22 protein-coding genes, 2 rRNA genes and 1 other annotated feature (1 of these 25 cut by a window edge) are annotated in these 26,482 nt (G+C 37.5%); of the genes, 15 read left to right on the top strand and 9 right to left on the bottom strand.

Going from position 1 to position 26,482, the window contains the following annotated elements; all coding sequences use genetic code 11:
- Positions 1-62: 62 nt before the first annotated feature.
- Positions 63-1,340, bottom strand: a complete 1,278-nt coding sequence (locus tag EGX73_RS05585) for a DNA cytosine methyltransferase (RefSeq protein ID WP_234755132.1) — start codon at positions 1,338-1,340, stop codon at positions 63-65.
- A gap of 201 nt (positions 1,341-1,541) precedes the next feature.
- Between EGX73_RS05585 and EGX73_RS05580 the strand changes: the two genes are divergently transcribed.
- Complete coding sequence (locus tag EGX73_RS05580) at positions 1,542-3,020, top strand: Sau3AI family type II restriction endonuclease (RefSeq protein ID WP_123866800.1); 1,479 nt, start codon at positions 1,542-1,544, stop codon at positions 3,018-3,020.
- A 13-nt stretch (positions 3,021-3,033) separates the two neighbouring features.
- Here EGX73_RS05580 and EGX73_RS05575 read toward each other — a convergent pair whose 3' ends face one another.
- Entirely contained in the window at positions 3,034-3,465 is a 432-nt protein-coding gene (locus EGX73_RS05575; protein ID WP_123866799.1) for a very short patch repair endonuclease, read from the bottom strand.
- Between the two features lie 339 nt (positions 3,466-3,804).
- Positions 3,805-4,257 (bottom strand): DUF2188 domain-containing protein, encoded by a 453-nt coding sequence (locus tag EGX73_RS05570; protein WP_005473095.1) that lies wholly within the window; start codon positions 4,255-4,257, stop codon positions 3,805-3,807.
- Positions 4,258-4,505: 248 nt separating this feature from the next.
- On the opposite strand from EGX73_RS05570, the gene EGX73_RS05565 reads away from it, so the two are divergent.
- The 11 genes from EGX73_RS05565 (at position 4,506) to guaB (ending at position 13,521) form a co-directional block, all read left to right on the top strand.
- Positions 4,506-5,399 (top strand): SDR family oxidoreductase, encoded by an 894-nt coding sequence (locus EGX73_RS05565; protein WP_003129177.1) that lies wholly within the window; start codon positions 4,506-4,508, stop codon positions 5,397-5,399.
- A gap of 28 nt (positions 5,400-5,427) precedes the next feature.
- Positions 5,428-5,997: an alkaline shock response membrane anchor protein AmaP gene (amaP, locus tag EGX73_RS05560; RefSeq protein WP_005473097.1), complete on the top strand. Its 570-nt coding sequence runs from the start codon at positions 5,428-5,430 to the stop codon at positions 5,995-5,997.
- A gap of 11 nt (positions 5,998-6,008) precedes the next feature.
- On the top strand, positions 6,009-6,194 hold the full coding sequence (locus tag EGX73_RS05555) for a DUF2273 domain-containing protein (RefSeq protein ID WP_005473099.1): 186 nt from the start codon (positions 6,009-6,011) through the stop codon (positions 6,192-6,194).
- A 19-nt stretch (positions 6,195-6,213) separates the two neighbouring features.
- Positions 6,214-6,942, top strand: a complete 729-nt coding sequence (locus EGX73_RS05550) for an Asp23/Gls24 family envelope stress response protein (protein ID WP_123866798.1) — start codon at positions 6,214-6,216, stop codon at positions 6,940-6,942.
- 443 nt (positions 6,943-7,385) lie between these two features.
- Entirely contained in the window at positions 7,386-8,099 is a 714-nt protein-coding gene (gene rsmG / locus EGX73_RS05545) for a 16S rRNA (guanine(527)-N(7))-methyltransferase RsmG (RefSeq protein ID WP_003129171.1), read from the top strand.
- 11 nt (positions 8,100-8,110) lie between these two features.
- Positions 8,111-8,875, top strand: a complete 765-nt coding sequence (locus tag EGX73_RS05540) for a ParA family protein (RefSeq protein ID WP_003129169.1) — start codon at positions 8,111-8,113, stop codon at positions 8,873-8,875.
- Complete coding sequence (locus EGX73_RS05535; protein WP_003129168.1) at positions 8,865-9,755, top strand: ParB/RepB/Spo0J family partition protein; 891 nt, start codon at positions 8,865-8,867, stop codon at positions 9,753-9,755. The genes EGX73_RS05540 and EGX73_RS05535 overlap by 11 nt, the downstream gene beginning before the upstream one ends.
- 10 nt (positions 9,756-9,765) lie before the next feature.
- Entirely contained in the window at positions 9,766-9,954 is a 189-nt protein-coding gene (locus EGX73_RS05530; protein ID WP_021148890.1) for a DUF951 domain-containing protein, read from the top strand.
- 8 nt (positions 9,955-9,962) lie between these two features.
- Positions 9,963-11,063: a redox-regulated ATPase YchF gene (gene ychF, locus EGX73_RS05525; RefSeq protein WP_123866797.1), complete on the top strand. Its 1,101-nt coding sequence runs from the start codon at positions 9,963-9,965 to the stop codon at positions 11,061-11,063.
- 73 nt (positions 11,064-11,136) lie between these two features.
- A complete protein-coding gene (locus EGX73_RS05520) occupies positions 11,137-11,829 on the top strand; it encodes a DUF1129 domain-containing protein (RefSeq protein WP_003129165.1) in 693 nt (230 codons plus the stop codon).
- 207 nt (positions 11,830-12,036) lie between these two features.
- The gene (gene guaB, locus EGX73_RS05515) at positions 12,037-13,521 is read left to right on the top strand and encodes an IMP dehydrogenase (RefSeq protein WP_021148887.1); all 1,485 of its coding nucleotides are present in this window, start codon (positions 12,037-12,039) and stop codon (positions 13,519-13,521) included.
- 86 nt (positions 13,522-13,607) lie between these two features.
- Here the strand turns inward: guaB and EGX73_RS05510 are convergent, their stop codons facing one another.
- On the bottom strand, positions 13,608-16,310 hold the full coding sequence (locus EGX73_RS05510) for an ABC transporter permease (RefSeq protein ID WP_005473108.1): 2,703 nt from the start codon (positions 16,308-16,310) through the stop codon (positions 13,608-13,610).
- 10 nt (positions 16,311-16,320) lie between these two features.
- On the bottom strand, positions 16,321-17,022 hold the full coding sequence (locus EGX73_RS05505; protein WP_005473109.1) for an ABC transporter ATP-binding protein: 702 nt from the start codon (positions 17,020-17,022) through the stop codon (positions 16,321-16,323).
- Between the two features lie 146 nt (positions 17,023-17,168).
- Here EGX73_RS05505 and EGX73_RS05500 point away from each other — a divergent pair, with 146 nt between their 5' ends.
- Positions 17,169-17,717: a TetR/AcrR family transcriptional regulator gene (locus EGX73_RS05500; protein WP_003129161.1), complete on the top strand. Its 549-nt coding sequence runs from the start codon at positions 17,169-17,171 to the stop codon at positions 17,715-17,717.
- A gap of 34 nt (positions 17,718-17,751) precedes the next feature.
- On the opposite strand, the gene EGX73_RS05495 is transcribed toward EGX73_RS05500, so the two are convergent.
- The 4 genes from EGX73_RS05495 to EGX73_RS05480 all read right to left on the bottom strand — a co-directional run bounded on the left by EGX73_RS05495 (position 17,752) and on the right by EGX73_RS05480 (position 22,866).
- Entirely contained in the window at positions 17,752-19,302 is a 1,551-nt protein-coding gene (locus tag EGX73_RS05495; RefSeq protein WP_029487364.1) for a polysaccharide deacetylase family protein, read from the bottom strand.
- A 134-nt stretch (positions 19,303-19,436) separates the two neighbouring features.
- Positions 19,437-20,714 (bottom strand): serine--tRNA ligase, encoded by a 1,278-nt coding sequence (serS, locus tag EGX73_RS05490; protein ID WP_005473111.1) that lies wholly within the window; start codon positions 20,712-20,714, stop codon positions 19,437-19,439.
- Between the two features lie 49 nt (positions 20,715-20,763).
- Positions 20,764-20,961, bottom strand: a binding site (T-box leader).
- Positions 20,962-21,002: 41 nt separating this feature from the next.
- The gene (locus EGX73_RS05485) at positions 21,003-22,187 is read right to left on the bottom strand and encodes a cell wall metabolism sensor histidine kinase WalK (protein WP_003129153.1); all 1,185 of its coding nucleotides are present in this window, start codon (positions 22,185-22,187) and stop codon (positions 21,003-21,005) included.
- Positions 22,177-22,866 (bottom strand): response regulator transcription factor, encoded by a 690-nt coding sequence (locus EGX73_RS05480; RefSeq protein WP_003129151.1) that lies wholly within the window; start codon positions 22,864-22,866, stop codon positions 22,177-22,179. Before EGX73_RS05480 ends, EGX73_RS05485 begins: the two co-directional genes overlap by 11 nt.
- A gap of 716 nt (positions 22,867-23,582) precedes the next feature.
- Between EGX73_RS05480 and EGX73_RS05475 the strand changes: the two genes are divergently transcribed.
- Together EGX73_RS05475 and EGX73_RS05470 are read left to right on the top strand one after the other, a co-directional pair.
- Positions 23,583-25,142, top strand: a 16S ribosomal RNA gene (locus EGX73_RS05475).
- 222 nt (positions 25,143-25,364) lie between these two features.
- Positions 25,365-26,482 (top strand): 23S ribosomal RNA (locus EGX73_RS05470); it runs 1,797 nt beyond the window's last position.
- Together the 16S and 23S rRNA genes form the textbook arrangement of a ribosomal RNA operon.

Genomic DNA, 26,482 nt, shown 5'->3' with positions numbered 1-26,482 from the left:
TAAGTATTTTGTATAAAAAAAGGAGAGGAGAGCATACGCTCTCCTCTTTTAAATGGTGAAAATCAGAGTAATTGCTGTAACTCGTCACCTATTCGTTCAACGATTTTTGTAACTAGAGCATTTCCCATAAAGAATAAACGCATCCGGTCTGAAACTTCTACTACCTCCCCGGTAGACAATTTTTTGTATTTTGTCCAGTCATCAGGGAAATCCTGCAATCGTTCAGCCTCTATAGGAGTCAACAAACGATAACGATTTTCAATTTTTAATAAATGTGTCGATCTGTTTAAAGAACCTTCCGAAGTCAGCATAGTACGTCCTGGCATATCTAAATTATCATAAGGTGACATCCCTCCTTCTGAAAATGTATAGGTATGGCCTTCAGCAGTAACTCTCTCTATTTTTTTTGCCCCACGAAGATACTCGAATTTTTTGATTTTAATTTCATCGGTTAAGTAATACTTTTCAGCTATTTCATTTGCTGGTTGAATAATTTCTCTTAATGTAATGGGCTTTTCTTCGCCATATGGCTCCGTATCTATAGTAAAGTAACGTCCATGTCTCATTATTCCAGTATTGTATACTTTACCAGTAAAATTGTCTGATATTTCTACTATGTCATTTGATAACTTATATGAAGCTTGTCTGCCTTTATAAATATTTTTTATTATAGGGAATTGGCGAGCAAAAAGACCTTCCGTGAAAATATAATCATCATAGCGATGTTCTTCATCATCAACCATTTTTTGTTCGAACTGCATGTCTATTTTGCTTCCAAAATTAGTATCATTTTTGTAAACGAAAAAAAAGACACGACGTCTACGTTGACTACGCCCATAGTCTGCTGCGTTGATAACACGCCACTCTACTGAATATCCTAAATCATTAAAAGAAGCAAGCATTATAGCAAAATCTCTTCCACGTTGTTTAGAAGGAGATTTAAGTAAACGGTCGACATTCTCTAGTATGAGATACTTCGGTTTTATATGATTTGTAGCACGGATTATTTGCCAAAAAAGAACCCCTTTTTTACCTTCTATACCCATCTCATGCTTTTTACTACGTGCAACAGAATAGTCTTGGCAAGGGAAGCCTCCAACAATAATATCAGCATTCATCCGTTCAAATTCTTCATTTGTTATCTCTTCGATATTTCTATTAATATTCTCGCTATTCGGAAAGTGATAATTATATACTTCAAAAGCATCTTGAGATTTGCGAGAAGGCTCCCATTGGTTTGCCCACTTTGTTTTGAACAGGCCAGCATTAGAATGCTCTAGGCCAACTCTGAATCCACCTACACCTGCAAAAAGTTCTAATACATTTAATGTTTCACTCATTTTGGCGAACATCCTTTCGGTTTTAACTTAAATGTATTATACAATAAATAAACCGATTTGAAAAGATCAAAATCCAAAATGTTAAGCCTTATTCAAAAGACTTTGTTGAGTATATTTGATGTCTTTTAATCGATTTGGCTTCTTCTTAGCAATGTAGTATAGTTTTATGTGGAAATAAGTGTAGATTGGAGGATGTAAACAATGACGGGGTACTTAACAAAAGAGCAAGTACATAACAGGGCCAAAGAGTCGGTAGGGAAGTCTCTGATAGAATTAAATAATGGCCTCTCCCTTTTCGATAGTCAAAACAAAAATTCTATAGGAGACATATTTGAGGCTTGGTTTGGCAAAGTAAGAGATAGTGAAAGCAAACCAGACCTAGAAGAAGCCGGTGTAGAGTTAAAGGCTACCCCAATAAAGAAATTGAAAAATGGCCAGTATAGCGCTAAAGAACGGTTAGTGTTGAATATCATTAATTATAATAATGTTGTTAATGAGACATTTGAAGAAAGCCATTTTTTGTACAAAAATAAAACTATGGAAATAGCATTTTATGAGTACCTCAAAGATACACCGAAAGATCAGTGGACTATCCGAGAAGCTATTCTATATGAGATGTGTAAAAATCCTATAGATTTCAAAATCATACAACAGGACTGGGAAGTTATACAGAAATATATTTTAGAAGGAAAAGCTCATGAGCTGAGTGAAAGTTTGACTAATTATCTTGCTCCGTGTACAAAGGGAGCAACTGCTATAAAATCTCTCCGAACACAACCTTTTTCAGAAGAAAAAGCCAAACAGCGAGCATACTCATTAAAGTCTGGTTACATGACTTCGATTTTGCGTAAATATGTATTCGGTGAAGAAAAAATTGACTCAATCGTAAAAGATACTTTTCAACTTGAAGATAATAATTTGGAAGAACTAATATTAAACCATTTTGAGCCATATATAGGAAAAACTTTTCAATCTCTATGTGAAAAATTTAAAATCAAAACATCTTACCAAGCTAATTATAGAATAGTCTCTTCGATCTTGGGATTATCTAGTAACACTACCAAGACGGAACCTTTTCCAAGAGTTGACGAATTTGAAAAAGCTTCAATAGTAGTTAAAACAGTATATTTTGATAGAACAGGAAATAATAAAGAAAGCATGTCCTTTCCGGCGTTTAATTTTATTGACCTCAGTAATCAGGCCTGGGAAAAAGAAGATGGGGAGCCGAGTAGTGAATGGCATAATTTTTTATTGGATACAAGATTTTTGTTTATTGTTTTTAAAGAAGAAAAAGAAGGTGTCATATTCAAAGGAGTTAAATTCTTTAGTATGCCAAAAGAAGATATAGAAGGGCCGGTTCGCACAGTATGGGAAGATACTGTAGCTAAACTTCGAGAAGGAGTAAAATTGGAAGCCGTTCCAGATAAATCTACTAGGGATGGATGGCGAATTAAAAATAATTTTATAAAGAAAAATGATAAAATGATTTGTCATATTAGACCCCATGCCCGTGAAAGAGATTATTCTGAAGAAGGGCGTTATGCGGATAAGCTTCCAGTACCAGCAAAATGGATTAATAAACCTGATAATGATAACTATTCAAATCAATGGATGACAAAACAATGTTTTTGGATAAATAATGACTATATAAAAGAACAATTAAAAGACTTGATTTTATAAAGAAAGAGGAGAGTTACTCCTCTTTCTTTTGTCTTACATAATCCAATATAACCGTTGTACAATGGTCTAGATTTTTCAAAATATCTTTTTCCCAGAAATGTATAGGTACCCACCCCATTTGTATTAGTTTTTTGTTGTTTTGTTCATCTCTTTTTATATTTTCTTCAATTTTGTTAATCCAATAGTCTCGATTTCGCTTTAATTTCTTTTTTCTATTTTCCCAGTCATATCCATGCCAAAATTCACCATCGACGAAAATTGCTAATCTATATTTGGTGATTGCTATATCTGGAGAACCGGGTAATGCTTTGTAGTTTTTACGATATCTGATACCTTGATGCCACAATTCTTTAGCCAGCAGGCTTTCAGCTTTTCCTCCCTTAAGGCGTACATTTGCCATACGTTTTGATATTTCGGGAGTTGTTAATAATTTTCTATGTTTCATTTTTAACCTCCAGTTTCTTAGTACAACTAAGAAATATTAGTAAGAAATATAGATTGGTGATTCGCTTAAGATGTTCTAGGATAAAACTGATAGAAAAAGATGCGAGTATATACTATACAAATATTAATTAATTTAATTCTCAGCGGGTTTGTTTTGACTCCGTGTTTGACTCCGTTATATTGATTTTAAATGATATTGTATTAATAGTTAACAGTTTCGAATTAAAGATTTTGTATCCAAATCATTCAATATGATATTTGTTGATAGCTAAATTTGTGTCTACATCGAACAAGGAAAGATTGCGAAAATAACAGAACCAGCCTAAAGAGGCTGGTTTTTTTATTCGGAAAAGTCGTAATCTTTTTGGTGACTACCGTCTTTTTTAAATACTTCTACACCAGTTTTTTTATTTTCAGCGATTTCTTTTGCCCGAGCAATGGCATCTTCTTTAATATTAAAATGATCACTAGCTCGTTTAGCGCCTTCAGATAAAACAATCCATTTATCTTCTTCAAATTTTACTTGAACATTGGCTGTCAGAAGTTTTTTTGCATTTTTATTTTTGGTATGCGGATCATCTTTTTGAGGATTTTTTTCCTTACGAAATTCTTTCTTTTCTTCTTCACTGGCATTTTCTAGCCATTTTTCCGCTTGGCTAGTAGCAATAGGAATTGCCCGATCGTCTGTATAGCCATCATTCAACAAAGCATTTGCAATATCAATTGCTTTTTTTCGAACCAACGGATCCAAGTTTTTCATTGAAGCAGGATAATCTTTCATATTCCAAGGCATTTTGTACTCCCCCTTTTTTCTTTTAGTTTACCTACTTTTGCCAAAATATGGAAAAAATTGAATTTCAGTACGGAAAGAGAAATAAATTATTTTACCTTCTATATCCTTATTAAAACCCTTTTTGTGTACGCTTTCTTTGCTCATTTTTTATTGAAATTATTTTTGATTTTAAAATTAAATAAGCGTTATATTTCCAAAAAAAAATTTAATGGTTTAGAATTTTGTTATAGACAAAAGGAGGATGTAAGATGAGTGAACCTATTTTGAATGATCCGCGCGAACTTTATCAAACAGGTAAATTTAAAAAACAGGATCAAGATACTCCTGCTTTGCAAGAAGAAATGATGCCTGAGCCGGATTGTGGAGAAGAAACATATGAAGGAACAAATCAATTAGAAAATCGACGGGTACTGATTACGGGTGGAGATTCAGGAATTGGTCGAGCGGCAGCCATTGCTTTTGCACGAGAAGGGGCCGATATCGCCTTACATTTTTTTCCAGGAGAAGAAAAAGATGCCGAGGAAGTTGCTCACTATATCGAACAAGCTGGACGTAAAGCTATCCTATTACCATATGATCTGAGAGATGAAGCAGCTCCTCAAGAAATCGTTGAAAAAGCAGTAAAAGGGCTAGGCGGTTTGGATACCCTTGTTTTGAACGCTGCGCAACAAATCACACGTCCCTCTATTTCAGAATTACCCTTTGAGCAAGTAAAAGATACGTTCATGGTGAATATATTATCCATGTTTGCTTTAGTTAAAGCTGCAGAACCTCATCTCCCAGCAGGTGGGGCCATTGTGACAACGACTTCTGTTCAAGCTTTTAGTCCAAGTGCTCATTTAATGGATTATGCTGCAACTAAGGCTGCTATTGCTAGTTTCACAGTTAGTTTGGCAAAACAGTTTGCTGAAAAGGGAATTAGAGTAAACGGTGTAGCACCAGGCCCAATTTGGACACCTCTACAGTTGGATCATGGACAACCTCAGGATCAGTTACCTGAATTTGGCCAAAATTCGTTGTTACAACGTGCAGGACAACCAGCCGAGTTAGCACCTGTGTATGTTTTTCTGGCGTCGAACAAAGCAAGCTATGTAACAGCTCAAATTTATGGAGTAACTGGTGGAGAAGCAATCAATCTATAAGAAGTGATCAAATATTAGGAGGTGTCTTATGAATAAAGGATGGAAAACTTTAGCGATTGTAGTTTCATTGATTTTTATTACTGTGTTATTGCCAATATTATTATTGGGCAATCCTTATTTTAGTTTACCGTTTGGCTTAGATCGAAAAGAAAGATTTATTTCCTTCTTTTTCACGAATTATTTCCTACAACAATATCTTTTTTGGGCAGCAGCAGTTCTAATTATCTTTTTCCTTTGTTTCATTCTAGTTATTATCTTCTATCCTAGAACAAAGGCTACTTTTGTTTTGAAAGAGGATAAAGGAACATTGTCGATTGATAAAAAAGCAATTGAAGGTTTAGTACGAACAAAGGTTAGTGAAAAAGAATTTGTTGATGGACCTAAAGTGAATGTTAAAGCAACTAAAAATCGAATCAGCGTAAAAATCAAAGGAAGATTAAAACGTACTTCTGCATTGGTAGGTAAAACAGAGAATTTGATGACTGAGATCCAGCAAGATTTGCAGAGAACGTTAGGATCAAGTGAAAAAGTCAAAGTCGATGTTTCTTATACGAACTACGAAGAACAGAACACTACAGAAAATCCACGTGTAGAATAGGAGGTCTATCAATGAAAGAGCTTGAACAATATAAGATCCCTATTATCTTTGGAGCGATTGGATTAGTGTTAGCTTTACTATTTGTCAGCATTGGCTTTTTCAAAACACTACTGATCATTATGCTCACAGGATTAGGCTTTGCCCTAGGGATGTACGTACAGAGAACGGGAATGTTAGATCAATTTCTAAAACAATAAGAACTCAGGAGGAATTTAAATGAATAACGAAAAAAACGAATTAAAAAATGAAAAACCAGTAAGTGCACATCCAGATCCAGTCGTACCAAACACGGATCATACGACAAAAGAAAACGATATTCCGATGACAGAAGCACCAGACCCAGTTGTACCTCATGCGCAAGAAGCGGTTGAACAGCACCAAGCAACAGTTGGAAACCAACATCATAATCAGACAGAAAAACCTAGTGGATTTCAAGGTCCTACTGGAGAAACATCCGTAAATGGTTCTTTGACCTATGATGATAAAGTTATTCAAAAAATTATTGGTATCGCTCTGGAAGATGTTGATGGTCTGTTAACAGTTGATGGAGGGTTTTTCTCAAATATTGCAGAGAAATTAGTAAATACAGATAATGTAACCTCTGGGATCAATACTGAAGTTGGCAAAAAACAAGTCGCTGTTGATATGGATATTGTGGTAGAGTACGGACGAAATATTCCAGAAGTTGCGGAGAGAGTTAAAGAAGTGATTCATAGAGAAGTAGCCAATATGACTCAACTAGATGTAATTGAAGTCAATATCAATGTGGTCGACATTAAGTCAGAAGCTGAATATCAAGAAGATAGCGAGACAGTTCAAGCTAAAGTCTCCAACGCGGCATCAAAAACAGGAGATTTTGCTTCTCGACAAACAGAAAAAGCTAAAGGTGCAGTAGAACGAACATCTGATCGTATGCAAGAAAATAATGAACCTCGCGTTCATTAATTAATAATAGAAAAAATAAGAGCTATCCTTCATGTTGAAGGGTAGCTCTTATTTTATCGATCAATTTTTTTGAAAAACAGATTCTTTCTATATTATTTAACTAAAAAATTGATAGAACTGATAATACACTTTTACAGCTGCTTACTGACTATTCATACAAGTAACAATTTCATCAGAATACAGATACAATTTTGTAATTGTATTTTTTAAGTCTAGTGAGTTAGTATTTACCGGTCATGGAAAATGATGCATTTTTTTGTCTGAGTACAAGTTCAAATTTTTGCCATAAACTAACCACAAACAATTAAATAAAAACCGTCGTGGAAAAATTAAAATCTCTTTGAAAGCAATGTATTCCTATTGCATCTCAAAACTTTTTGCGTTAAAGTAGGAATTAGTCTGTGAAACATTTTTCTGTTTCACAAAAATAGAAAGGATTCATTATGCTGCCAGAAGAATTTCAAAAACAATTATCTATTCAAGGAATTGAGTTGTCATCTGAACAGCTCAAGCAATTTGCTACTTACTATGATCGGTTGATTGAATGGAATCAAAAAATGAACCTCACTGCAATTACCGATCAAAAAGAAGTATATTTGAAACACTTTTATGATTCGATTTCTTTAGCTTTTGTGACAGCATTCAAAGAAGATGCACATTTATGTGATGTCGGTTCTGGAGCAGGTTTTCCTAGTATTCCATTGAAAATCATCTTCCCACAACTAAAGATAACAATCGTTGATTCACTGAATAAACGGATTACTTTTCTACAAACTTTAGTGGCAGATTTAGGTTTAAAAGATGTTTACTTGTTTCACGATCGAGCAGAAACATTTGGTCAAAAAGAGTTCCGAGAATCCTTTGATTATGTCACTGCTCGAGCAGTAGCTCGTTTAAATATTTTAACGGAACTATGCTTGCCTCTCGTTAAAAAGAACGGGTATTTCTTTGCCTTAAAAGCAGCAAAAAGCGAAGAAGAATTAATAGAAGCAAAATCAGCAATCGCATTACTTGGTGGTAAGTTTATTGAAGAAAAAAAATTGACATTACCTGTTAGTAATGATGAACGGCATCTTTTGATCATCAAAAAAACGAAAGAAACGCCAAAAAAATACCCGCGCAAACCTGGTTTGCCGGCGAAACAACCAATCAAGTAGGAGGAAGCAGAATGGCACGTATTATTTCGGTGGCAAATCAAAAAGGCGGCGTAGGCAAAACAACAACTACAGTCAACCTGGGTGCTTGTTTGGCTTATGTAGGAAAAAAAGTCTTACTAGTAGATATTGATGCTCAAGGAAACGCCACAAGTGGAGTAGGAATTCGTAAACCAGATGTTGATAAAGATATCTACGATGTATTGGTGAATGAAACACCAATCGTAGAGGCAATATTGCCAAGTAGTCGTGAGAATTTAGATATTGTTCCTGCGACGATTCAATTAGCTGGTGCTGAAATTGAATTAACTTCAATGATGGCTCGGGAATCTCGTTTGAAATCGGCATTGAATGAAATCAAAGATCAATATGACTATATATTTATTGATTGCCCCCCCTCTCTTGGACATTTGACGATCAACGCATTTACAGCCAGCGACTCTATTTTAATACCCGTTCAATGTGAATATTACGCATTGGAAGGACTAAGTCAGTTATTGAATACCGTGCGTCTAGTTCAAAAGCACTTTAATCCTGAATTAGAAATTGAAGGTGTTTTGTTGACAATGTACGATGCACGGACAAATCTAGGTGCTGAAGTAGTAGAAGAAGTTCGTCGTTATTTCCAAGAAAAAGTTTATGAGACAATTATTCCACGTAATGTACGCTTATCAGAAGCCCCAAGTCATGGTCTATCTATTATTGATTATGATCCACGTTCAAAGGGTGCTGAAGTATATCAGACATTAGCAAAGGAAGTGTTGACTCGTGAAAAATAAAGGGAAAGGTTTAGGACGGGGGATCGATGCACTATTTCAAGATCTTCAAGGCTTAGAAGAAGTAGATATCAAAACAGAGGAAGTGGTTGAGCTCCCTTTAAATGAATTAAGACCAAACCCTTACCAGCCACGTAAAACCTTCGATGAAGTCTCACTTCAAGAACTAGCTAATTCAATTCAACACGCAGGTGTTTTTCAGCCGATTATTGTTAGAAAATCTACTGTAAAGGGCTATGAAATCATTGCTGGTGAACGACGTTTTCGTGCATCCAAGTTAGCAAAAAAAGAAACGATACCTGCAATTATCCGTGATTTTGATGAAGAAGCAATGATGCAAGTAGCTGTTCTAGAGAATCTGCAAAGAGAAGATTTAAATCCTTTAGAAGAAGCTGAAGCGTATGAAATGCTGATGAAAAATCTTAAATTAACACAAGCAGAAGTGGCAACACGATTAGGCAAAAGTCGTCCTTATATTGCAAATTATCTTCGTCTATTATCATTGCCAAAGTTGGTAAAAGAGATGGTACAAGATGAACGCTTATCAATGGGACAGGCGCGCACACTGCTAGGGTTAAAAAATAAAGATCTGATTTTAAAATTAGCCAATCGATGTGTGAAAGAAAATCTTACTGTTCGCCAATTAGAACAATTAGTGTCTGAAATGAATGATGCTAAAAATGAGAAGAAGAAAATTCCTCGTTTGATTCGTGAAAAACCCTATTATTTGCGGGAAAGTGAAGAACGACTAATGGACAAGTTTGGGACAAATGTTGAAATCCATGAAAAGGAAGGTAAGGGGAAAATAGAGATTGAGTACCTTTCACAGAAAGATTTAACACGAATCCTTGATTTATTGAACATTCAATTTGATGAAGCTTGAGGTGATAAATATGTATGATCTTGGTGACATTGTTGAAATGAAGAAACCCCATGCATGTAAAGCAAACCGTTGGGAAATTATCCGTATGGGTGCGGACATCAAAATAAAATGTACGAACTGTGGCCATATTGTTATGCTTACTCGCCGTGAGTTCGACAAAAAAATGAAAAAAATCCTAGAAAAAAAAGAGAAAGAGTGAAATAATAAATGGCTTTAACTGCTGGAATCGTTGGACTACCTAATGTAGGTAAATCTACTTTATTTAATGCTATAACGAAAGCTGGAGCGGAAGCAGCAAACTATCCTTTTGCTACGATCGATCCAAATGTAGGGATGGTGGAAGTCCCTGATTGGCGTTTACAACGTTTGACGGAATTAGTACATCCAAAAAAAACTGTACCGACAACATTTGAATTTACGGATATCGCAGGAATCGTTCGCGGAGCTAGTAAAGGAGAAGGACTAGGAAATCAATTTCTAAGTCATATCCGTCAGGTAGATGCTATTTGTCATGTAGTCCGTTGTTTTGATGATGACAATATTACACACGTTGAAGGACGGGTAGATCCACTAGCGGATATCGATACTATTAATTTAGAATTAGTCTTGGCTGATTTAGAATCTATCAATAAACGTTATGCACGTGTTGCTAAAGTTGCGAAAACAAAAGATAAAGATGCTGTAGCTGAATTAGCAGTTTTAGATAAAATTAAACCTGTTTTAGAAGAAGGTCTATCCGCACGTTCTATTGAATTTACTGAAGAAGAACAAAAAATCGTTAGAGGATTGTTTTTGCTGACAACAAAACCTGTTCTATATGTAGCAAACGTTGCAGAAGATGATGTGGCAAATGCAGAAGAGAATCCCTATGTTAAAAGTGTGAAAGAATTTGCCGAGAGTGAACATGCGGAAGTGATCGTCATTAGTGCTCGAGCAGAAGAAGAAATCGCTGAATTGGATGATGAAGATAAAGCAGAATTTTTGGAAGCTTTAGGCATTGAAGAATCTGGTTTAGATCAACTGATTCGTGCGGCCTATGATTTATTAGGATTAGCCACTTACTTTACAGCTGGGGAACAAGAGGTTCGTGCATGGACTTTCCGAAAAGGAATCAAAGCGCCTCAAGCTGCAGGAATTATTCATACAGATTTCGAGCGAGGGTTTATCCGTGCAGAAACTGTTTCCTTTGAAGATTTGGATAAGTATGTCAATATGCATGCAGCAAAAGAAGCTGGGCGTGTTCGTTTAGAAGGAAAAGAATACGTCGTTCAAGACGGCGATGTTATGTTATTCCGTTTTAATGTATAAAAGGCTTTCTTCCAAAAAAAAATATGGTAAAATGTCCTTTGTGAAGAAATCACGCAGAAGGGAGAAATGATTTATGGAACCAGAAACTCTGCGCTCGTATGTTTCCGAAAATCGTGAATTAGAAAAACAACTAACAAAACGTAACCAACAATATATTTTTGATTTAAAAAAATCTTTGGAGGCAGCTAATCTTTCTGAAGAAGAAAAAACTGTCGCATTACATGAGATGTTACCGATTCTTGTTCAAGAACAAAAAGGTGGTAAAACCGCTAGACAACTTTTTGGGACAGTCTCTGAACGTACGGAAGCAATCATCACGAAGCCAGTTGAACAAAAAGAATCAGGTCCATTCTTGATGTGGTTAGACAATACGTTGCTTATTTTAGGTATTTTTGGATTAATGCTCGGCGTGATGGGGGTATTTACAAAAGGTCAAGCACAGCCTTACGGATTGTTGACCCTCTTCTTAATGGCCATGTTAGCTGGTTGGGTCTTCTACTTAATGTACAAGTACATGTATCAATATGAACGTCCAGGCGCAGATAAAAGTAAACGTCCGAAAATGTGGAAAATTATTTTGATTTTAGTTGGAGCTTTCTTAGTATGGATCGTGACTATCTCACTTTCTGCTATGCTTCAACCACCACTTAATCCACAGGTCGACCCATTAATCGAAATTGTGATTGGGGCTGTGGCACTAGCAGCTAAATATTACTTGAAGAAGAAATACAATATTATTAGTAGCTTATCTGTTCCTAGAGGATAATAATAAGTTCCCACATGTCATTCATGCGTGTGGGTCTTTTTTATTATGTGTCATACAAGAGGGAGAAAATAGAAATCTTTTGTGATTCTGGCTGTTTTCTCAGATTACACAGGAATAAATAAGAAAGCTTTCCGAATAGTTGACTTATGAAAAAATATTTGCTATTTTTTTAAAAATACATATTAACTTTAAGGAGTGGTTACAAAAATGTCCAACTGGGAAACCAAATTTGTAAAAAAAGGGTTAACGTTTGATGATGTATTATTGATACCTGCAGAAAGTCATGTGTTGCCAAATGATGTGGATATGCATGTGCAGCTTGCAAAAAATATTACGTTAAATATACCGATCATGAGTGCCAGTATGGATACAGTAACTGATAGTAAAATGGCAATATCAATGGCTCGTCAAGGTGGATTAGGGGTCATTCATAAAAATATGAGTATTGCTGCCCAAGCAGATGAAGTGCGGAAAGTAAAACGTTCTGAAAGTGGCGTAATCATTGATCCGTTCTTCTTAACACCTAGTCATCTAGTAGCAGATGCAGAACACCTTATGAGTAAATACCGAATCAGCGGTGTCCCTATTGTTGAAACAATGGAGAATCGTGAACTAGTTGGAATCATCACGAATCGAGATATGCGTTTTGTTACGGATTATTCAATCGCAATTTCTGATGTAATGACCAAAGAAAAATTAGTTACGGCACCGGTTGGTACTTCTTTGAAAGATGCAGAGAAAATCTTGCAAAAACATAAGATCGAAAAATTACCGATCGTTGATGATGAAGGTATTTTAAGTGGATTGATTACGATCAAAGATATTGAAAAAGTCATTGAATTCCCCAACGCGGCTAAAGACACTCATGGCCGTTTATTAGTAGCGGCAGCTGTAGGTGTGACCAGTGATACCTTTGAAAGAGCACAAGCATTGTTAGATGCTGGAGCAGATGCGATCGTAATCGATACTGCTCATGGACATAGTGCAGGCGTACTGCGTAAAATTTCTGAAATCAGAGCACATTTTCCTGAAGCAACATTAATTGCAGGGAATGTCGCAACTGCTGAGGGAACAAAAGCTCTATACGACGCTGGTGTAGATGTCGTTAAAGTTGGTATTGGTCCTGGTTCCATCTGTACGACACGTGTTGTCGCTGGTGTAGGTGTCCCTCAGTTAACGGCTATTTATGATGCTGCCTCAGTGGCTCGACAATATGGAAAAGCCATTATTGCAGATGGTGGTATCAAATATTCTGGTGATATTGTCAAAGCTTTGGCTGCTGGCGGACATGCAGTTATGCTAGGAAGTATGTTGGCAGGAACGGATGAATCTCCAGGGGAATTTGAAATTTATCAAGGTCGACGTTTCAAAACCTATCGGGGAATGGGGTCACTAGGAGCTATGGAAAAAGGTTCAAGTGATCGTTATTTCCAAGGTGGAGTTAATGAAGCAAATAAACTTGTTCCAGAAGGAATTGAAGGCCGAGTGGCTTATAAAGGCAGTGTTGCAGATATTTTATTCCAAATGATCGGCGGTCTAAAATCAGGGATGGGATATGTTGGAGCAGCGAACTTAAAACAACTAAGAGATGAAGCACAGTTTATCCAAATGAGCGGAAATGGTTTGAAAGAATCTCACCCTCACGATGTGCAAATTACTAAAGAAGCACCAAACTATTCTGTGAAGTCTTAGAAATTGTTTCACGTGAAAACATTAAATAAAAAATGGCGGCCAGTAGTCTTAATAAGACACTGACCGCCATTTTTTGTATGGGAAAATTATTCATTTGATTTCAATGCGTCGATCATATCAACATGCTTCAATTTATAATGAGTAACCAACATAACAATGATTGTAAATAAAATGGTCATGCCGCCGGCTAACGCATAAGCAGCCCAACTAATCACTAATGGAAAAACCATGTTTTCCATCGATGCCTGTCGGAGAATAAAATCAGTCAGTAAGTATCCGACTCCATAACCAGCTAGGATCCCTAACAAAGTAAAGACAACATTCTCACGAACAATATACATTGTAACTTCTTTGTCGTAAAAACCTAAAACTTTAATTGTAGAGAGTTCCCGAATCCTTTCCGATACATTAATGTTTGTTAAATTGTATAGAACAACAAATGCCAAGGCGCCAGATAAAATGACCAAGATAAGAACAATGGAATTCAGATTCCCCATGGACTCATTTTGCGCTTTGATTTGACTAGACAGGAAGGTAGTATTCTGAACTTGGTCTGTTTTCAATAGTTCTTTAGCTAATGCGTCTTCTTGCTTTTGTTCCATCTTTTTACTCTTGATAAGAAGCGATGTAGGCTGATAGTTCGTATTTGTTGCTTTTTCATAGTCATTTCTAGAAAGATAAAGTGAGTTACCTAAATAATTTTCAGCGATACCAGCTATCTTCACTGTTACAGCTGTTTGATCCTTATCATAAAAGGTTAGCTCATCTCCAATGTGGATATCAAAAAGCTCCGCATATTTCATCGTTAGGATGGCCCCATCATCTAGTGACATTTTTTTTCCATCGGTAGAGTGTAGATGCATATAGTTCGAGAATGAGTCAGTATCAGAAGGTACCACTAAAGACAGACTTTGCTTTCCTTGTTCTTTGGACCGTAACTCAATTGTTTCATTCAATACAAGCAGGGATTGTTGAATTGTTGGATCTTCTTCTAATATTTCAAAAACTTCGGTATTGTTTGTTTTACTATCTTTTAATGTGACGATTGCTTGATAATCAGTGATAGGACCAAATTGTTTTTGCGAAACAGCACTTAATGAATCTTTTAGACCCACTCCAGCGACCATAAGTCCTGCACATCCTGCGATCCCAATTATTGCCATAATCATTCGTGATTTATAGCGAAAAATGTTTCGGTAACTGATTTTTTGATTAAAGCTCAAGCGTGACCAAAGTGGTTGAATGTATTCTAGAAAAATTCTTTTCCCTGGCTTTGGTGCACGTGCCTGCAATAGTTGCGCTGGTTTTTCTCGCAAATCACGATAGAGGACAACAAGGGCTGCACCTAAAGTAGCAAGAATAAAGGCGACTGTAGCTTGAATGATTGGCCCCCAAACATAGTAAACCCGGACACCACCTAAAAGATACCGTTCACTAGAAAGAAAATAGATTAATCGAGGTAGAAATTCGATACCTAGTACAGCTCCTAAGAGAATTCCTATACTAGATGATAAAAGAGCATAGATGATATATTTTCGAGCTATCTCTCTTTTTGCATATCCCAAAGCCTTTAATGTGCCAATTTCTTTTCGATTTTCTTCTACCATTCTAGTCATGGTGGTAAAAGTTATTAAAGCTGCTACAAAAAAGAAGAATACTGGAAAGACATTTGCAATTGCCGCTATACGATCAGATAAACCGCCGTATTCTTGAAACCCAGGATTATCTTTTCTTAGATTAAATAAATAAGTAGGCTCTTCCATTTCATTTATTTCATTTTCTTTTTTTTGTAATGTAGATTCTGCATCAGCTAACTTCTCTTTTTCTTCATTGATTTGATTTTGTTGTTTAATCAATGTCGATTCAGCAGTTTTCAGTTGTTCAATAGCACCAGCTTGTTGTTGAGACGGTAACAGAAGGGTTGCACTTTTTTGTTGTTCAATCTGAGCTTTAGCAGCATCTAATTCTGTTTGTGCATCTAATAGCTGTGCTTTTCCAGTTTCAATTTTTTCCTTAGCAGGTTTCAATTCTTCCATTGCGTCATGTTTGATTTCTGCTACACGTTCTTGTGGACGATCAGCAAAAAGCGTTTCTACTTTTTCTTGATTCTTTTCCATTTTTTCTTGATAGGAATCAGAGTAAGTTTCTAAATCTTTCACATTATCAAAAGACAGATAGAGCACCGATTGGACATCACTCAGAAATTGATTTTCGGGAAGGTAAGCAAAATATGTTACTGTACCACTGCCAACATTCGCATAGCCTCGTTCAGCTTTACTGATAAATAGGGGCGAGTTGGCAAAACCAACGATTTTGAAGTTTTTATCCTTTATAGTATCCTGCGAGTCGATAGTATAAGTATCGTTTAACTGATAGCCATATTCTTTCGCTTGTGTATCTAAGACAATTTCATTGCTATTCTTTGGTAAATGGCCTTCTTCAAGGATTAATGCGTTTTGTTTTTGGCTTTTGTTGTAAGAATTGATTTGGACAACTTCATCTGCTTCTGCTACATAATAAAATTGGTAGCCTGATTCCACTTGAATCCCTGACTCTTTAGCTACTTTAAGATCTTGATCGGTGATACCTAGTGTTGATGTAACCTGTATATCAGCTAAGTTATGTTCATCAACATAAGTACTTGCAGAATGATTCAAAATAGGCCCAGTTGCTTTGACACCTACATACAAAAAAGTACCTAGAAAGATGATTAAAACAATAGCGATAAATCTTCCTTTAGACTGTTTGATTTCTCGTAAGCTTGCTTTTAAATACGTCTTATTTTTCATTTGTTTCCTCCTACCAAACGATCTCATCGATTGAAATAGGGGATTCATTAATTTCTACAGAGCGCACTGTAGCATCATTAATACGAATCACGCGATCAGCAATGGGAGCAATGGCACTGTTGTGCGTAATGATTAAAACAGTATTTCCAGCTTGACGACTTGCGCTTTGCAACAGCTTCAATACTTGTTTACCGGTTTCAAAATCTAATGCTCCTGTTGGTTCGTCACAAAGAAGTAATTTCGGATTTTTTGCTAGCGCTCGGGCAATGGACACTCGTTGCTGTTCGCCACCTGATAATTGAGAAGGAAAGTTATTGGACCTATTTTCTAATCCTACTTGCTTAAGCACAGCATCTGGGTCAAGTGCGTTCGGTGATATCTCTGTTGCTAACTCGATATTTTCTTTTGCTGTTAGATTTGGGACTAAATTATAAAATTGAAAAACGAAGCCTACATCTTTGCGCCGATATTCTGTAAGTTGTTTATCCGAAAATTGTGCAATATCAATATTATCGATAATGATTTGACCTTCATCAGGTGAATCCATCCCACCTAATATATTTAGAATAGTCGATTTTCCAGCTCCGCTTGGACCTAAAATAACGACTAGTTCTCCTTCTTCAATTGAAAAGGATAGGTCTTCATTAGCGGTAATCGTGGTTTCGCCCATTTTATATCTTTTATACGTATTTTTTACTTCTACATAACTCATATAACGCCTCCATATTTTGAACACCTGTTGATTTAATCACATAGCGTTAGTATACTAAGAAAGAAAAAAAGGGGCAATCCTCAAATCTTATTCATCTGTTATTAAATAAACATTTAAGTTATTTTTGTATAGAAAGGATTGAAGTTATGGTAGGAATAGTTGGAAATCGCCGAACACAATATACAAAAAAAGTGATTCGAAAAGCATTTCAAGAGATTTTGATGGAAAAAGAATTTGAAAAAATCACAATTACAGAGATTGCCCAGCGTGCTGATATCAATCGAGGAACTTTTTATAAGTATTACAAAGATACTGCAGACCTTTTAGAGGAGATTGAGAAAGAAATCGTTGAACAAATTGCAGATAATTTGCAACAAGAAAATCTCCCATTAGATCTATGGCTAGAAAAATTATTACTTATACTGCAAGAAAATCCTAGTGTAAGTCATTTGATTCTGCTTAATAACAGTCATTTATTAGATTTGTTATTGGAAAAAATCAGACCGGAAACGTTTAAACGCTTTACTATTTATTTCGAAGATGCAACAAGAGAAGAATTAGAGTTATGTTTGAGTTATTTTGTCTGTGGCTCGATCGGGTTGATTGAACGCTGGCTAAAAGATTTTTCTGAGATGCAGCCTAAAGCAGTTTCTCATTTACTTATTCAAATATTTACTACAAATGTTTATGAATAAAAGAAAAGCGAACGCCAATACGTTCGCTTTTCTTTTATTCTACTAGTCGTTCATCATTCATACCAAAATATTGATGCAATGGTTTTTGTTTTCCTGACAATAGTTGATCGATCGTCACAAATTCGTATCCTTCATGTTTTAACATAGAGATCAATCCTGGTACAGCTTTGACTGATTCAGGATGGATATCGTGGATTAAGATGATTGCGCCATTAAAGACATTCTGTTTAACAACATTATTGATTGTTCCAGGATTTTTTGATTTCCAATCCTGTGAGTCAATATCCCATTGAATAATTGGCATGCCAATTGTTTCAGCACTTTTTTTATCAATAGCGCCATAAGGGGGACGGATATTGCGAGGCAAGACGCCTGTAGCCTTGAAAATAGCTTTGTTGGTTTTATTTATTTCCCTTTGTAATTCATCTGTCGAAAGTGTATTCAATTGTGGATGAGAATACGAGTGACTTGCTACCTCATGACCCTCGTCGTGGACTTGTTTTGCAACATCTGGATTTTGATCCACCATCTGTCCTAACATGAAAAAAGTAGCTTTCACGTTATCTGTTTTTAGTATATTCAACAAATCAAGTGTTGAGCTATTATTTGGACCATCATCAAAAGTAAGAGCGACGTACTTTTTATTTTCATCTAATGCAGGTAATGTATCTTTTATACTTTCTTGCGAAACCAGATCTGTATCAATGAATGGAGCAATATCTTTGTATTTTAGAGTGACTTTAGAAGTTCCAGTTGAATTTTTTGGTAAGACGATAGTCAATTCATCAGGTGTATAAGTCATTTTACTATCATAAGAAATTCTATCCATTGTTAATACAGCATCAATGATTTTTTCAGGTTCTTTGGCTTGATCAAGTATGGATTGCTGAATCACCTGTTGAATACCTAAGAGACTTCCTTCATCTGGAATCAAATCCTTATTTGTGATTTCTTTGCCAGTTTTTTCGGAAACATAAATGGCTTTCTCAGAAATACTGTCTGGCTTTTTAAAATTTTCCTTACTGCGATCCCAGATAAAACTATCTGCTTCAATTCTATACTGACCAATTTTAGAAGATATTGCTGTTGCTTTTATTCTGGCAACTGTAAGCACTTCTTTTTCACGATGCTTTTTTTGTTGCTTTTGAGCAAGCTCGTCTAAGAGCTGGTTTGCATTTTTGAAAGGAACAGTATTTTCATCAACTGGACGGTAAACAAGGCACTTATTTTCTCCGTCATTTATAGTATCTATTTTCGTTGAAATTCCACTTTGGTCTTGCTCTTCTTGGATTGAAGCCATGAGATTTTTTGCAGCAGTTTCATATTTGGCTTGAGCTTCTGCTTCTTGCTGTTTTAATGTATAAACAATATAGCCGCCAGTAGCGACAATTACTAGAATAAGTGCGGTAAACAATGCGAATATATACTTGCTATAATTAGATTTTTTCTTCGGTATTTTTTGTTGTTTGTTTTCGTTTCCGGTTTTGGGCTTTACAGCTTCATTCAATTGATTTGTATTTTCACAGGTATCAGGTTCTTGTTTGTGACGTTGGCTACGACGTGCATAGGTATTTTTGTCAGACATATGACTTTATCCCTCCATTTATCATCATAAAGTAAAATAAACGTAACATAACTGTAATATATTTTCAACAATAGGGGGGTATTTCTTAGAATATTTAAAGAAAAAAGGTAGGAATTCTCGTCCTACCTTGTTCTTCAATTTTTTTCAATTCGGGTAACTCCACCCATATAAGGAACTAGTACTTCTGGTATAGTCACACTACCATCTTCATTTTGATAGTTTTCTAATACGGCAGCAACAGTTCTACCGACTGCTAGTCCTGAACCATTTAATGTATGCATGTAATGAATCTTGCCATCGTTATCTCTATAACGGATCATTGCTCGACGTGCTTGAAAATCTTCACAATTAGAACATGAACTGATTTCTCGATATGTTTCTTGTGCTGGAATCCATACTTCCAAATCATACGTTTTAGCAGCAGAGAAGCCCATGTCACCTGTAGACAATGCCATTACTCGATAAGGAAGTTGTAATTTTTGTAAAATGTCTTCTGCATTTGCAGTCATTTTTTCTAATTCTTCATAAGAGTGTGCTGCTTCACTTAGTTTGACCATTTCAACTTTGTTGAATTGATGTAATCGAATTAATCCGCGAGTATCACGACCAGCACTTCCAGCTTCTGAGCGGAAAGAAGGACTTAATGCTGTGAAGTAAACCGGTAGTTGGTCAAGATCCAATATTTCTCCATTATAATAATTCGTTAAAGGAACCTCAGCAGTAGGAATCAAGGTAAGATCTGTTTCCGCTAATTGGAAAACATCTTCTTTGAATTTAGGAAACTGTCCAGTTCCAAACATTGCATCGCTATTAACAATATATGGAGTAATCATCTCAGTGTACCCATGTTCATAAACATGTTGGTCTAGCATAAAGTTATATAAAGCTCGTTCAAGACGGGCACCTAATCCTTTATAGTAGACAAACCGGCTACCGGCTACCTTTGCACCTCGTTCAAAATCTAATATTCCTAGGTTTTCGGCAATATCCCAATGAGGCTTTGCTTCGAAATCAAATTCTTTTGGTGTAGCCCAGCGTCTTACTTCAACATTGTCATCTTCATCTTTTCCAACTGGGACAGAGTCATGAGGCAGATTAGGTAATGTCGTTGCGATCAATTTGATTTCTGAATCAATTTTTGCAATCTCGTCATCAAGAGACTTGATTTTAGTACCGACTTCTTTCATCTCAGTAATTTTATCATCTGCTGCTTTTTTTGCTCGTTTTAGTTGAGCTATTTCTGCAGAAACTTCATTTCGAACTTTTTTTAATTCTTCTGTCTCTACTAGGAGTTGTCGTCTCCTTTCATCTAACTTTAAGAATTCTTCTAATACTTCTTTTTTTACTCCGCGAGTCTGTAATTTTGTTTGGACTTTGTCAAAATTTTGCCGAATCATTTTAATATCTAACATAATTCTTCCCCCTTGTTTTTCATATAAAAAAAGACCTTTTCATCCCTATTCTTGGGACGAAAAGATCTTTCGCGGTACCACCCGAGTTCAGCATAACGCTGCCCTTGTTGCCCGTAACGTGGGCACACGATCTTTCTTTCAAAAGATACACTTTTAATGAACTGGATTCCATTCTTTCCATTACTGATTCTCACCAACCATCAGTTCTCTGAAAAAGTAAAAAATGTACTAGGTTCTATGCTTTATTAGTAAGTATTTTCTCTAGAATAGCGAAAAAGCGTTAGTTCGTCAACCATAGTTTTGGGTATTTGATAAATCATTTCTCTTTAATGGGAGATGGATAATAAAGGAGGTCCAATCCGGAGTAGATTTTGCAAAAATGTAGCCACCATGCAAGGCAACGATGCTTTGAGCAATGGCAAGACCAAGTCCAGTTCCCCCAGTTTCCTGCGAACGTGATTCCTCCACTCGATAGAAGCGGTCAAATAAGGAGTCTAATGAATGTTTGGGAATCATTTGTCCATTGTTCTTAACTGTTAGAATGGCTTCTGTTCCTACTTTTTCCACTTCCATTACGATTTTGTCAGCGCCTTTTCCATACTTTAAAGCATTAGACAATAAATTATTGAAAACTCGTACAAGCTTCTCAGTATCACCGTCCATAATAATGTGCTCTGGGCGAGTGTGAGTCTCAATCTTTATTCCTTTACGAGATGCTTCTAATTCAAAATCTGCAGCTAGTTGTTCGACTAATTGCGCCATATCAAAAGAAATGACATTTATTGGGACGCTAGGCTGTCTTACTTTTGTGTATTCGAAAAGATCGTCTACTAAAGATTTCATTTGCTTTGCTTTGACATAAGCGGTATGAGTATATTTCAATAACTCTTCTTCAGAATGATACTGACGATCTTCAATCAGGCCTAGATAACCAATAATAGAAGTTAAAGGGGTTCGGATATCGTGACTAACATTTGTAATTAATTCATCCTTCGACTGTTCAATCCTTCGTTCATCTTCAATGGCGGCGACGGTACTATCTACCAAGCCGTTAATATTTGAAACAATCCGATTGAGGTCACCACGCAGTTCAAATGGAATACGATGATCATAGTTTCCCTCTGCAATATAATGAAGCTCACTAATAATATGCCGTAGCTGCATTTGACGGTATCGACGAATCAAACGCCAATATAAAACAATCACATCTAATAAAAAGAACAAAGGGATAATGAAATTGCGGCCACTTTGAAAAATATCCGTGTCAAAAGCAGACGTAAAAGCGTTTTTTGACTCATAGATCGCCTCCACTAACAACGGTGAATTCTCTCTTATAGAAGTCAAGATGACTAAAATCGCGACATTTAATAGAAGTAAAAGGATTACAGTAACGATTCCTTCTGCAAATAATTCACTGATTTCTTTAGAAGTGAGGGTGATACGTTTCTTTTTTTCTATTGGATTACTTCGCATCTATTTTATAGCCAACTCCCCACACTGTTTGAATGACTTTCTCGCCATCAGTTGCTTCTTCTATCTTATCACGCAGATGACTCACATGAACCATTACGGTTTTGGCTGACACGACACTCTCTTGCTTCCACACACGCTCAAAAATTTCATCAGCACTAAATACACGATTCGGATGGGATGCTAATAGGTAGAGAATACCAAATTCAAGAGCGGTCAATTGGATCTCATTTCCGGTGATTGTTTTTACTTCATGAGAATCACGATTAATGATCAATGAGCTAACTTCTAAGATATCTGGCTGATTAGAGGGAGCTTGCATTTTTGTTCGACGGAGCAGAGACTTGACGCGAGCCATCACTTCCAAAGGATTGAATGGTTTTGTTACATAGTCGTCTGCACCAGCAACTAGACCTCGTATTTTATCCATATCAGTAGTCTTAGCAGTTAGCATGATGATTGGAATTTGTGATTCTTTTCGCAACTCTTTTACAACCTGCATGCCATCCATTTCAGGCATCATGATATCCAATATCAGTAATTCAATATCTGGAGTAGTTCTAATTTTTGTTAAAGCTTCTTTACCATCATAAGCTTTGACGGCTTCATAACCTTCATTATGAAGATAGATACTTAATAGTTCAACAATCTCTTTATCATCATCAGCAACAAGTATTTTCATATAAATCCTCCTAGGAACAATATTCTTTTCTCCTATTTTAGCAAATATTCTAGGAAATTGATAAAATCATACTTAAATTTATAAGAATGATAGGAAATAATACTTACAACAAGAATAAAAACCGAACATTGAGAATTCAAATAATCATCATAGTTTCCAAATGGAGAGATTATTCCATAGAATTAACTAAAATATATGATGGAACCGCAGTATTTAGAAACGTTGAAATATCAATGATTTTACTGTTGACGAATGGCAAGATAGTTGCTATATTATTACATGTGCCAAATGACAAAAATCATTTCTAAAAGAAAATGAAAAAAGTTATTGACGCCAGAACCAACAGATGATATTATAACGAAGTCACAAATTTAAGAAATCAATTTGATGCTGATGCAGCAACAAAAAAGATTGAAAAAAGTTGTTGACAAATAACAATTCATTTGTTATTCTAATGAAGTCGCTGATGACGCACAGGAAGTTGTTGAATAAACACTTTCGAAAAAAACTTTTAAAAAAGAGTTGACATTCACTTGTTGATCTGATATGATTTAAAAGTTGCTAACGCAGCGCAGTAGACCTTTGAAAACTGAACAAAGCAAGCAAACGAACCAATGTGTAGGGCGCTTCATTTATGAAGCAAAATACATGCAAGCAATAGCTAGCAAAGTTAATTTTATTTGAGCTTAACGATCCTATGGATCGTTCAAACAAATCATTATGAGAGTTTGATCCTGGCTCAGGACGAACGCTGGCGGCGTGCCTAATACATGCAAGTCGAACGCTTTTTCTTTCACCGGAGCTTGCTCCACCGAAAGAAAAAGAGTGGCGAACGGGTGAGTAACACGTGGGTAACCTGCCCATCAGAAGGGGATAACACTTGGAAACAGGTGCTAATACCGTATAACACTATTTTCCGCATGGAAGAAAGTTGAAAGGCGCTTTTGCGTCACTGATGGATGGACCCGCGGTGCATTAGCTAGTTGGTGAGGTAACGGCTCACCAAGGCCACGATGCATAGCCGACCTGAGAGGGTGATCGGCCACACTGGGACTGAGACACGGCCCAGACTCCTACGGGAGGCAGCAGTAGGGAATCTTCGGCAATGGACGAAAGTCTGACCGAGCAACGCCGCGTGAGTGAAGAAGGTTTTCGGATCGTAAAACTCTGTTGTTAGAGAAGAACAAGGATGAGAGTAGAACGTTCATCCCTTGACGGTATCTAACCAGAAAGCCACGGCTAACTACGTGCCAGCAGCCGCGGTAATACGTAGGTGGCAAGCGTTGTCCGGATTTATTGGGCGTAAAGCGAGCGCAGGCGGTTTCTTAAGTCTGATGTGAAAGCCCCCGGCTCAACCGGGGAGGGTCATTGGAAACTGGGAGACTTGAGTGCAGAAGAGGAGAGTGGAATTCCATGTGTAGCGGTGAAATGCGTAGATATATGGAGGAACACCAGTGGCGAAGGCGGCTCTCTGGTCTGTAACTGACGCTGAGGCTCGAAAGCGTGGGGAGCGAACAGGATTAGATACCCTGGTAGTCCACGCCGTAAACGATGAGTGCTAAGTGTTGGAGGGTTTCCGCCCTTCAGTGCTGCAGCAAACGCATTAAGCACTCCGCCTGGGGAGTACGACCGCAAGGTTGAAACTCAAAGGAATTGACGGGGGCCCGCACAAGCGGTGGAGCATGTGGTTTAATTCGAAGCAACGCGAAGAACCTTACCAGGTCTTGACATCCTTTGACCACTCTAGAGATAGAGCTTCCCCTTCGGGGGCAAAGTGACAGGTGGTGCATGGTTGTCGTCAGCTCGTGTCGTGAGATGTTGGGTTAAGTCCCGCAACGAGCGCAACCCTTATTGTTAGTTGCCATCATTTAGTTGGGCACTCTAGCGAGACTGCCGGTGACAAACCGGAGGAAGGTGGGGATGACGTCAAATCATCATGCCCCTTATGACCTGGGCTACACACGTGCTACAATGGGAAGTACAACGAGTTGCGAAGTCGCGAGGCTAAGCTAATCTCTTAAAGCTTCTCTCAGTTCGGATTGTAGGCTGCAACTCGCCTACATGAAGCCGGAATCGCTAGTAATCGCGGATCAGCACGCCGCGGTGAATACGTTCCCGGGCCTTGTACACACCGCCCGTCACACCACGAGAGTTTGTAACACCCGAAGTCGGTGAGGTAACCTTTTTGGAGCCAGCCGCCTAAGGTGGGATAGATGATTGGGGTGAAGTCGTAACAAGGTAGCCGTATCGGAAGGTGCGGCTGGATCACCTCCTTTCTAAGGAATAGTACGGAAGACTACACATCGTTTGCCTTTGTTCAGTTTTGAGAGGTTTACTCTCAAAATAGTTTGTTCATTGAAAACTGGATATCGAAGAAAATCAAAACAAGTAACACACACCGAGTTGACAAGTTAAAGAGTTTTTTAATAAGTTCAACGCTTATTTTCTTGAGCAACCTTCTATCGCTAGAAGAAGTACTCACCGACCGTAAGGTCAAAGGTTAAGTGAATAAGGGCGCACGGTGGATGCCTTGGCACTAGGAGCCGATGAAGGACGGGACTAACACCGATATGCTTTGGGGAGCTGTAAGTAAGCTATGATCCAGAGATTTCCGAATGGGGGAACCCAGCATCTTTTATAGGATGTTACACAGTTGTGAATACATAGCAGCTGTGAGGTAGACGCAGAGAACTGAAACATCTAAGTACCTGCAGGAAGAGAAAGAAAATTCGATTCCCTGAGTAGCGGCGAGCGAAACGGGAAAAGCCCAAACCAACAAGCTTGCTTGTTGGGGTTGTAGGACTCCGATATGGTAGTTGAAACAGATAGTCGAAATACTTGGAAAAGTATGTCAAAGAGGGTAAAAACCCCGTAGATGAAATCTGGCTCACACCTAGGAGGATCCTGAGTACGGCGGAACACGAGGAATTCCGTCGGAATCCGGGAGGACCATCTCCCAAGGCTAAATACTCCCTAGTGACCGATAGTGAACCAGTACCGTGAGGGAAAGGTGAAAAGCACCCCGGAAGGGGAGTGAAATAGATCCTGAAACCGTGTGCCTACAACAAGTTAGAGCCCGTTAATGGGTGATAGCGTGCCTTTTGTAGAATGAACCGGCGAGTTACGATAGCATGCGAGGTTAAGTTGAAGAGACGGAGCCGCAGCGAAAGCGAGTCTGAATAGGGCGAATGAGTATGTTGTCGTAGACCCGAAACCATGTGATCTACCCATGTCCAGGTTGAAGGTGCGGTAAAACGCACTGGAGGACCGAACCCACGTACGTTGAAAAGTGCGGGGATGAGGTGTGGGTAGCGGAGAAATTCCAAACGAACTTGGAGATAGCTGGTTCTCTCCGAAATAGCTTTAGGGCTAGCCTCGGAATTGAGAATGATGGAGGTAGAGCACTGTTTGGACTAGGGGCCCATCTCGGGTTACCGAATTCAGATAAACTCCGAATGCCATTCATTCATATCCGGGAGTCAGACTGTGAGTGATAAGATCCATAGTCGAAAGGGAAACAGCCCAGACCACCAGCTAAGGTCCCCAAATAACTATTAAGTGGAAAAGGATGTGGGGTTGCACAGACAACTAGGATGTTGGCTTAGAAGCAGCCACC

Source organism: Enterococcus sp. FDAARGOS_553, from assembly GCF_003812305.1.
Lineage (GTDB): Bacteria > Bacillota > Bacilli > Lactobacillales > Enterococcaceae > Enterococcus_D > Enterococcus_D gallinarum.
The sequence above is the reverse complement of the archived record's forward strand: the minus strand, read 5'-3'. Positions and strand labels throughout refer to the sequence as shown.